This window comes from Nocardia niwae NBRC 108934 = DSM 45340 (genome assembly GCF_001613465.1).
Lineage (GTDB): Bacteria > Actinomycetota > Actinomycetes > Mycobacteriales > Mycobacteriaceae > Nocardia > Nocardia niwae.
This window is the reverse complement of the sequence record NZ_BDCK01000022.1, coordinates 1-9305: the sequence shown is the minus strand read 5'-3', so window position 1 is coordinate 9305 and position 9305 is coordinate 1. Positions and strand designations below refer to the sequence as shown.

Annotated in this window: 9 protein-coding genes; 8 read left to right on the top strand and 1 reads right to left on the bottom strand. The window is 67.7% G+C overall.

Features of this window, described 5'->3' with window-relative positions:
* Positions 1–16: 16 nt before the first annotated feature.
* On the top strand, positions 17–433 hold the full coding sequence (locus NNI01S_RS14610) for a cupin domain-containing protein (RefSeq protein WP_039798180.1): 417 nt from the start codon (positions 17–19) through the stop codon (positions 431–433).
* A gap of 79 nt (positions 434–512) precedes the next feature.
* Entirely contained in the window at positions 513–1256 is a 744-nt protein-coding gene (locus NNI01S_RS14605) for an NAD-dependent epimerase/dehydratase family protein (protein ID WP_218019204.1), read from the top strand.
* Here the strand turns inward: NNI01S_RS14605 and NNI01S_RS14600 are convergent.
* Positions 1234–1962 carry a polyprenol monophosphomannose synthase gene (locus tag NNI01S_RS14600; protein ID WP_063020644.1) on the bottom strand — a complete coding sequence of 243 codons (729 nt, stop codon included), beginning with the start codon at positions 1960–1962 and terminating at the stop codon, positions 1234–1236. The genes NNI01S_RS14605 and NNI01S_RS14600 overlap by 23 nt on opposite strands.
* Before the next feature lie 116 nt (positions 1963–2078).
* Here NNI01S_RS14600 and gmd point away from each other — a divergent pair, with 116 nt between their 5' ends.
* From gmd to NNI01S_RS14570, 6 genes are read left to right on the top strand one after another with little or no spacing between them, the layout of a single operon-like run.
* The gene (gene gmd, locus NNI01S_RS14595; protein WP_063020643.1) at positions 2079–3101 is read left to right on the top strand and encodes a GDP-mannose 4,6-dehydratase; all 1023 of its coding nucleotides are present in this window, start codon (positions 2079–2081) and stop codon (positions 3099–3101) included.
* Complete coding sequence (locus NNI01S_RS14590; protein ID WP_218019203.1) at positions 3098–4351, top strand: class I SAM-dependent methyltransferase; 1254 nt, start codon at positions 3098–3100, stop codon at positions 4349–4351. Before gmd ends, NNI01S_RS14590 begins: the two co-directional genes overlap by 4 nt.
* Before the next feature lies 1 nt (position 4352).
* Positions 4353–5300: a GDP-mannose 4,6-dehydratase gene (locus NNI01S_RS14585; RefSeq protein ID WP_063020641.1), complete on the top strand. Its 948-nt coding sequence runs from the start codon at positions 4353–4355 to the stop codon at positions 5298–5300.
* 1 nt (position 5301) lies between these two features.
* Complete coding sequence (locus tag NNI01S_RS14580; protein WP_063020640.1) at positions 5302–6486, top strand: class I SAM-dependent methyltransferase; 1185 nt, start codon at positions 5302–5304, stop codon at positions 6484–6486.
* A 4-nt stretch (positions 6487–6490) separates the two neighbouring features.
* Positions 6491–7726 carry a nucleotide disphospho-sugar-binding domain-containing protein gene (locus NNI01S_RS14575; protein WP_063020639.1) on the top strand — a complete coding sequence of 412 codons (1236 nt, stop codon included), beginning with the start codon at positions 6491–6493 and terminating at the stop codon, positions 7724–7726.
* Positions 7723–9291 carry a glycosyltransferase family 87 protein gene (locus NNI01S_RS14570; RefSeq protein ID WP_063020638.1) on the top strand — a complete coding sequence of 523 codons (1569 nt, stop codon included), beginning with the start codon at positions 7723–7725 and terminating at the stop codon, positions 9289–9291. The genes NNI01S_RS14575 and NNI01S_RS14570 overlap by 4 nt, the downstream gene beginning before the upstream one ends.
* Positions 9292–9305: the final 14 nt, after the last annotated feature.

Sequence of the window (9305 nt, the reverse complement as noted above, 5' to 3'; positions counted from 1 at the left end):
TGAAGGGATGCAGTAAATGAAGGTCGAAGTCCTCACCCCGTCGTGCAACCTCGACACCGTCCGCGACGGGCGCGGCGGCATTTTCACCTGGGTCCCGCCCGAGCCCCTGCTCGAGTTCAACCTGATCTACATGCACCCCGGCAAGGTGCGCGGCCTGCACTACCACCCGCATTTCGTCGAGTACCTGCTGTTCGTCGAGGGCAACGGCGTGCTGGTGACCAAGGACGACCACGAGGATCCGGACTGCCCCGAGGAGTTCATCCATGTGGGCAAGGGCATCTGCACGCGTACGCCGATCGGGGTGATGCACACCGTGTACTCGATCACCCCGCTGACGTTCGTCGCCATGCTGACCAAGCCGTGGGACGAGTGCGATCCGCCGATCGTGCAGGTGGCGCCGCTGCCGCACACCTTGGAAGGCAACGGCGCATGAGCGGTGCGCCCGGACAGCGGAGAGGACTCCACGCCGGAGTGCGTGCGTGCCGGTGCGGTGCGTGGCGCAGCCTCGTGCCGTGCGGAAAGGACTCGCGGTGAGCCGGTTACGCGTGGCTGTGATCGGCGCCGGCGGATATGTGGGCTCCGCGCTGGTGGGAGCGCTCGAGCGCAGCGGCGAGGCGCAGGTGGTGCCGGTGGTGCGCGCCGACCACGAACGCCATCGCACGGCAGGTCGCTACGACGTGCTGATCAACGCCGCCTGCCCGTCGAAGCGGTTCTGGGCCGAGCACCATCCCGACGAGGACCGCCGCGAGACGGTGGACAAGACGCGCCTGCTGCGCGAACAGTGGCGCTGGGAGCGGTTCGTGCAGATCAGCAGCATCTCCGCGCGCACCCAGCTGGACACGGTCTATGGCCGCCATCGCGCGGAAGCCGAGGAGAGTTGTTCGGGCGCGGACACTCTCGTCGTGCGGTTGGGCCCGATGTATGGCGGGGACTACCGCAAGGGCGTGCTGGCGGACATGGCCGCCGATCGTCCGGTGTTCGCCAGTGGCCGTTCGCGCCAGAGCTTCGCCCCGGTGGATTGGTGCGCGGAGTGGATCGCAGGTCACCTCGACGACACCGGATTGCGCGAGGTCGGCGCACGCACCACCGTGACGCTGGCGCAGGTGCGTGACGCGGTCGGCTCCCGGTCGCAGTTCGCCAAAGGCCTTGTCGACGACCAGTTCCCGGTCACCGCCACCGGCCCCGACTGGCCGGAGGCGGCGGCGGTGATCGACTGGCTGGCCGGGCGGAGGGTCAGCGGTGTACAGACGAGGTGACGCGGTGCCTGCTGGGGCGCAGGTACTTCTCCGCGCACAGCACCAGCAGGAAACGCACGCTGGTCGCCACGTCGCGGGTGCGCATCTTGGACGCGCCCGCCGTGCGGTTGAGGACGTGGATCGGCACCTGCTCGATCCGGAAACCATTGGCGGAGAGAATGTAGAGGCTTTCGAAGAAGAAGGAGTATCCGGTCGACCGGACGCGATCGAAAGCCGCCACCGGAACGGCGTCCAGCCGGTAGTATCGGAATGCGCCGGTGGCATCGTAGGGCATCCGCAGCAGTGTCACGGTGAGAAAATGCCCGACCCGGGTGAGGACCTTGCGGAAGGGAGTCCAGTCGGCCAGGCTGTCCTCTTTCAGATACCGCGATCCGACCACGATGTCGAACCCGGCAGCGGCGGCGCGCAATGCCGGAAGATACGATGGCGGATGCGCGAAATCGGAATCCATCGTGATGATGTGCGCATATCCCTGCGCGTATGCCCAGCGGATACCGGCCTGGTGTGCGGAGCCCACGCCTTGGCGACCGGCCCGATGCAGCACATGGATGCGGGGAGCATGCTGTCGGGCCAGCTCATCCAGCAGATCTCCGGTGCCGTCCGGGGAATTGTCGTCGACGAACAGGACGTCGAAATCGGTGCCCTGTTCCAGGATCTGAGCGAGCAACGGGCCCACGTTGCGACGCTCGTTGTACGTCGGAATCATTACCAGAGTTTTTTCGGAGGCCGCGCTCATGCAATCGAATTCTAATACCGGTGGCAACCGAAAGATAGGTATTGCCCGCTTTTTGGCCACGCGTTAGTCTCGGGGTTGGAGGTTTGATGAGAAAGGCGCTGATCACCGGCATCACGGGCCAGGACGGGTCTTATCTGACGGAATTCCTGTTGCAGCAAGGATATGAGGTGCACGGGATTATTCGGCGTGCGTCGAATTTCAATACCGATCGCATAGACCATCTGTATTCCGATACGCATTCCCAACGCCGGCTGTTTCTGCACTACGGGGATCTGATGGATTCCAGCAGTCTCAACCGGATCCTGGAGGACGTGCGCCCGGCCGAGATCTACAACCTGGGCGCGCAGTCGCACGTGCACATCTCGTTCCAGATCCCGGAGTTCACCGCGGAGACCAACGCGATCGGTACGCTGCGCATCCTGGACGCGATCCGTAAGACGGGCATCGCGACGCGGTTCTACCAGGCTTCGTCCTCGGAGCTGTACGGCGGCCTGCACGACGTGGCGCTGAGCGAGCAGACACCGTTCCATCCGCGTTCGCCGTACGCGGTGGCGAAGCTGTACGCGTACTGGATCACGGTGAACCACCGCGAGGCCTACGGCATGTACACGGTCAACGGCACCCTGTTCAATCACGAATCCCCGAGGCGTGGCGAAGTTTTCGTCACCCGCAAGGTGACGCGCGGTGCGGTGCGCATCGCGCAGGGCAAACAGGACAAGCTCTTCATCGGCAATCTGGACGCCCGCCGGGACTGGGGATACGCCAAGGAGTACGTCGAGGCGATGTGGCTGATGCTGCAACAACCCGAACCCGACGACTACGTGATCGCCACCGGTGAGACGCACAGCGTGCGCGAACTGTGCGAGACCGCGTTCTCCGCCATCGGTGTCGAATTGATATGGGAGGGAACCGGTTTGGAGGAGAAAGGGATCGACCGGCGGACGTCGCGGGTGCTGGTCGAGGTCGATCCGACCTATTTCCGGCCCGCCGAGGTGCATCATCTCACCGGTGATCCGAGCAAGGCGCGCGAGAAGCTCGGATGGGAACCCCGTACGAGTTTCACCGAACTCGTCGAGTTGATGGTCGCCCACGATATGGAGAACGCGTGACGCAAGCAGTGGCGGTGCAGGGCTGCCGGGTGTGCGGGAACACCCGGCTCGAGACCGTGGTCGACCTCGGCACGATGGCTTTGACCGGGGTGTTCCCGGCCGGCGATCCGACCGAGGTGCCGCGCTATCCGTTGGAGTTGGTGCGCTGCGTGCCCGAGAGCAGCGACGAGTGCGGACTCGTCCAGCTGCGCCACACGGCAGATTTCGACGAAATGTATTCCCCCGGATACGGCTACCGCTCCGGGCTGAATCGCTCGATGATCGACCACCTCGCCCACCGGGTGACGCGCATCCGGCAGCGGGTGCCGTTGTCGCCGCAGGACGTGGTGATCGACATCGGTAGCAACGACGCGACGTTGCTGCGCGCCTACCCCGAAGGGTCGGCGACGATTCTGGGCATCGACCCGCTGGGGGAGAAGTTCCGCCGGTTCTATCCGCCGCACGTACGACTGGTGACCGGATACTTCACCCGCGAGCTGGCCGGATCGGTGCTGGAGGGCCGCCGGGCCAAGGTGATCACCTCCATCGCCATGTTCTACGACGTGCCCGACCCGCTGGAGTTCATGGGGGCGGTCTACGACAGCCTCGCCGACGACGGCGTGTGGGTCCTCGAACAGAGCTATCTGCCCGCGATGCTGGCCACCACCTCTTACGACACGATCTGTCACGAGCATCTGGAGTACTACACCCTCGACCAGATCGAATGGATGGCACGGCGTTGCGGATTCGTGGTGCTCGAGGTCGAACGCAATGGCGTCAACGGCGGCAGCTTCGCGCTCACCCTGGGCAAGCAAGGGGCGCCGTCACCTGCCGACGCCGCGGTGCTGGACCGGATGCGGCAGGAGGAGGCCGCGCTCGGGCTGCACACCTCCCAGCCGTACGCGGACTTCGCCAAACGCGTCGACCAGCACCGCGAACAGGTCCGCGATTTCTTCGACCGCTCCCGCAAGGCCGGCCTGCGCACGCTCGGTTACGGCGCCTCCACCAAAGGCAACGTGGTGCTGCAGCACTGCGGCATCGGCCCGGAGGACTTGCCGTGCATCGCGGAGGTCAACGACGACAAGTTCGGCAAGTTCACCCCGGGCAGCGCGATCCCGATCGTCTCCGAGGCACAGGCGCGCGAGCTGGCACCCGACCAGTTCTTCGTGCTGCCCTGGCATTTCCGCACCATGATGCTGGAACGGGAAAGCGCCTTCCGCGCGGCGGGCGGGCGGCTGGTGTTCCCGCTGCCGGAACTGGACGTGGTGTGAGATGACCGTCGTCGTCACGGGCGCGGCCGGGCAGGACGGCACGCTGCTGTCGGACCTGCTCGCCGCGCGCGGTGAACGCGTGCTGCGGATCGGCCGAGCCGGCCCCGTCGACATCACCGACGCGGCCGCGGTCGAGGAACTGATCGCCACCGAACGCCCCACACAGGTGTATCTGCTGGCGGCGGTGCAGCACTCCTCGCAGGACGAGCACGGCGACCCACACGAGCTGGCCCGCGCCTCCCATCGGGTGAACACGCTGCCGGTGCAGCACTTCGCGGAGGCGATCGACCGGCACCACACCGGCACCCGGCTGTTCTACGCGGCCTCGTCGCACGTCTTCGGCTTCGACGGCGCCACGATGTGCGACGAGCGCAGCGGACTGCGGCCGGACTCGATCTACGGCGTCACCAAGGCGGCGGGCCTGCTGGCCTGCCGCGCCTACCGCGCCCGCGGCGTCTTCGCGGCGGCGGGAATCATGTTCAACCACGAATCACCCTTGCGTGCCGAGAAATTCGTCACCCGCAAGATCGTGCGCGCCGTCGCCCGGATCCAGCGCGGCCGGGCCCGCACGGTCGAGGTGGGCCGGGTGGACGCGGGCGCCGACTGGGGATACGCACCGGATTACGTCGAGGCGATGACGCGCATCCTCGACCTCGACGAGCCGGACGACTTCGTCGTCGCCACCGGCGAACACCACACGGTCGCGCAGTTCTGCGCGGCGGCGTTCGGCATGGCCGGACTGGACTGGAACGACCATGTCCGCGAACGCTCCTCGGTGCTCACCCGCAGCAGGCAACCGCTGGCGGGTGACGCGACGAGGCTGCGCGAGCGGACCGGGTGGCGTCCTTCGGTGGATTTCCACGGCATGGTGCGCGCCATGCTCGTCGCCGAGGGCGCGCGCCTGGTGGAGCAATCGAGGCCGGTACGCACCGGCGGAACGGATGAATGACGTGACCTTGAACGACGAGAATGTCCTCGCCGCCCACTTGATCTCCGTCGCCGACGGGATCTACGAGGAGACCGCCGCGCGGATCGGCGAGATCGGCACCGAGACCGTCGCCGACGCGGTGCTCAAGGAGATCGCCTGGCGCGCGAACTACGGCCCCCGGCCCGGACAACCGGTCACGGCGGTGTTCGAGCTGACCCACGACGGCAAGCAGCTGGACTACCTGCTCACCGTGGGCGCCGACGACGCCGCCGTCACTCCCGGCACCCTGGAGGATCCGTGGCTTTTGGTGCGGCAGGATCTGGTGGAGCTGCTGCGCGCGGTCTACGGCCCGCCCGACGCCGCGCTCGGCACCCGCGCCATCGCGATCAAGGACGAGCCCGGACCGGGCAGTTTCGCCCCCGACGATCCGTGGCGGCTGGCCCGGGACGCCGCCGCGGTCGCCGCCGACCGCATCGTCACCGCCTGCCGCCCGCACCACTACGACCTCAACGCGCTGTCGCTGCACTTCGGTTCGGACAAGTGGGGCGGGCACTGGTACACCCAGCACTACGAGCGCCACTTCGCACCGCTGCGCGACAGCCGGGTGCGTATCCTCGAACTGGGCATCGGCGGATACGTCGCGCCGGATGTCGGCGGCGCGTCGCTGCGGATGTGGAAGCAGTACTTCCGTCGCGGCCTGGTGTTCGGGCTGGACTTCTTCGACAAGTCCGGCATCGCTGAGCCGCGCCTGCAACCGCTACGCGGCGATCAGGGCGATCCGGCGTTCCTCGACGAGCTCGGCAGTGCACTCGGACCGTTCGACATCATCATCGACGACGGCAGCCACATCAGCGGTGACGTGATCGCCTCGTTCGGGGCGCTGTTCGCGCACCTGCGGCCGGGCGGGCTGTACGTGGTGGAGGACACCCAGACCTCCTACTGGTCCGGTTGGGGCGGCAGCAGCACCGCCACCGATGATCCGGCGACCACCATCGGCTATCTGAAAACCCTGGTCGACGCCCTGCATCACCAGGAATTCGAGAAGGAATCCGGCCGCGCGGCAGGCGCTTTCGACAACTGGATCGGGGCGCTGCACTTCTACCACAACATCGTGGTGATCGAAAAACGCCGCAATGCCGAGCAATCGGCTCCATCATGGGTGCCTCGGCACACCAATCCGATGGAGTGGATGAAGCCGAAGGAGTGATCGGATGAAGTTTCTTGTCGTGCCGGTGCCCTCGTCGGGTCACTTGCTGGCGATGGTGCCGTTCTGCTGGGCGCTGCAGCTGGCCGGCCATGAAGTGCTGGTCGCCTCACGCGGCGACGTGACGGCCACGGCGCTGCGTTCGGGGCTCAACGCCGTCGAGCTGACCGCGCTGAACGTGCCGATGGACCAGCTGCGCACCCAGGTGAATCCGGGCATGTTCCCGCTTCCGCTGTTCGCCGATCGCGATCAGTCCAGCGGACAGGGCTTGTGGCAGGTCGCCGCGCAGAACTGGCACAACCATGCCCGCCGATACCTCGAGACGTTCGCGGAGGTGGCCACCGACTGGCAAGCCGACGTCGTCCTCACCGATCCGCTGGCCACCGTCGGCCGGGCGCTGGGCGCCGAACTGGATCTGCCGGTCCTGGTGCACCGCTGGGGCATCGACCCCACCGGCGGGCCCTTCGCCGCCCGCACCGCCGCGCTCGCCGCCGAGGCGGGCACCCGGCTGGCCGATCCGGTGGCCGTGCTCGACATCTGCCCGCCGCGGCTGCAGGCGCCCGACGCGGCGCCGGGCACCGCGCTGGGTTACGTCCCGTTCAACGGCACCGGCGCACTGCCGCCGTGGCACCGCGCCGAGCGCGGCCGCAAGCGGATCGCGGTGTGCATGGGCGGCAGCACGCTCGGCCTGACCGGTCCGCGGCCGCTGGAATCGGTGCTCGCGGCGCTGGACGACCTCGACGATGCCGAGGTGGTCGTCGCGCTCTCGGCCCGCGACCGGGCCACGGTCGGCGAGCTGCCCGGCCATGTCCGGGTCGTGGAAGAGGTTCCGCTGAACCTGTTCCTGCCCGGCTGCGATCTGCTCGTGCATCACGGCGGCTCGACCACCGGCCTCACCGCGGGATGGCTCGGGTTGCCGCAACTGGTGCTGCCGCAGATGTTCGACCAGTTCGACTATGCCCGCGGCTTGGTGCGCAGCGGGGCAGGGCTGGCCGCCGAGACCCCCGCCGGTCAAGGCGACATCGAAGCGCTGGCCACCTCGATCCGCGCGCTGCTGCGCGAGCCCCGCTTCCGCGCCGCCGCCGAACAGATCGGCGCCGACCTGCGTGCCGCGCCCGCACCGGGCGATGTGGTGTCCCAGGTCGTTCCGCTGCTGGCCGAGCACCGCAGCAGCGACCAGATAGACCGTCCGCGCGACCCGAAGCGGGCGACGCGGGAACCGAAAGCCGTAGGTTGCAGATGATATCCAGGACATGGACCCGATTCCGGGGTTCGCTCGACTACTTCGCCGCGATGTACGCGGTGTTCGTCGTCGGCATTCTCGTCCCCGTCGTGATGATCGCGCTCTCGCTCACCGGCCTACCCGGGCCGGTGACCGCGATGCTGGGCGTCGTATGCGCGGTGGCGTTGTTCGTGCTGTTCGTGCCGACTGTGCCCACCGAGTGGCGGGACGCGGTGCGCGGCAAACCGATCGTGGTGCGGGTGCTGTGGAGCGTGGTGATCCTGCTCGTGGTCGCGGTGCTGGCCCGGCTGACGCAGTTCATCCTCGACGCCGACAACGTGGACGCCTCCCTGTCGGCCGACGACGACTTCCTGGTCAAGAAGAGCCACCTGTCCGGTTATGTCAGCGGTGCGCTCATGGCCGAGCACGACCCGGCCGGTCTCTACGACCGTCACCGCTACGAATCGCCCCAGGCGGATTCCGTGCTGCCCGCGGTGACACCGCAGGATCGCGACGCCTACCTCTATCCGCCGCCGTTCCTGCTGCTGCCGCGGTTGCTGCTGCTGTTCAGCCACGACTTCGCCACGCTGCGCGCCCTGTACTACTCGCTGTACGTGGCGATCGTGCTGCTGGCCATGTTCGCCATCGCCCGCTGGATCGGCGGCAGGCAGGGCGGTGTGCTGGCGGCGTTGACGCCGGTGGTGTGGCTGAGCCTGCCGACGCTGGCGACCTTGCAGATCGGCAATATCCACGTGCTGGTGCTGTACGTGGGCGGCGCGGGCGCCATGGTCCTGTTCCATCTGCGGCGCAATATCTTCGGCGGTGCGGCGCTGGCTTTCGCGATCATCGCCAAGGTGTCCCCGGCGATCCTGCTGGTCTATCTGCTGGTCCAGCGACGGTGGCGGCCCGCGGTGTGGACCGCGGTGTTCGGCGGGCTGTATTCGCTGGCCACGCTGGCGATCTTCGGCTGGGAACCGTGGCGGCAGTTCCTGTCCGACGGCACCTGGCAGCGGCTGGCCAGCGGGGAGTTCCACCAGTTCGTGCTGGTCGAACGGGCCAACCAGCTGGTCAACTATTCACCGTTCGGGCTGCCGTACAAGGCGAACATCATGGGCTGGGACATCGGCGATCCGGTCGGGCCCGCCCGCGTGATCACCAACATCTACACCTTGCTGCTGCTGATCCTGGTGGCCGTCACCGCGATCCGCATCCACCGGCGGCTGTCCGCGGGCGCCGAGGGGCCTCGGGTGCGCGCCGAGCAGCTGGCCATCTGGCTTGCGGTGCTGACGCTGGCGTCGTTCCGTGCACCGTTCGGGCCGTGGGTGTACATCGCCGTCGGCGCGGTGTGGATGCTGGCGGTCTACGCCGGGCTGATGCGCGGCGGCAAACGCACCGTCGCCCTGCTCACCGTGGCCTGGCTGATCATCGCGGTCTACAACGAGAACGTCTACTTCACGCTGGTAGCGCAAACGGTCATCTACGTCGCCTGCTTCGTCGTGGCCTGGCGGGCGAGCGCGGGCACCGAGCCGGAACCCGCACCGCCGCGGAAAGACACGCCCCGATCCGAACGGGTCGGCGCGGCATGAGCGGTCAGGCCCGG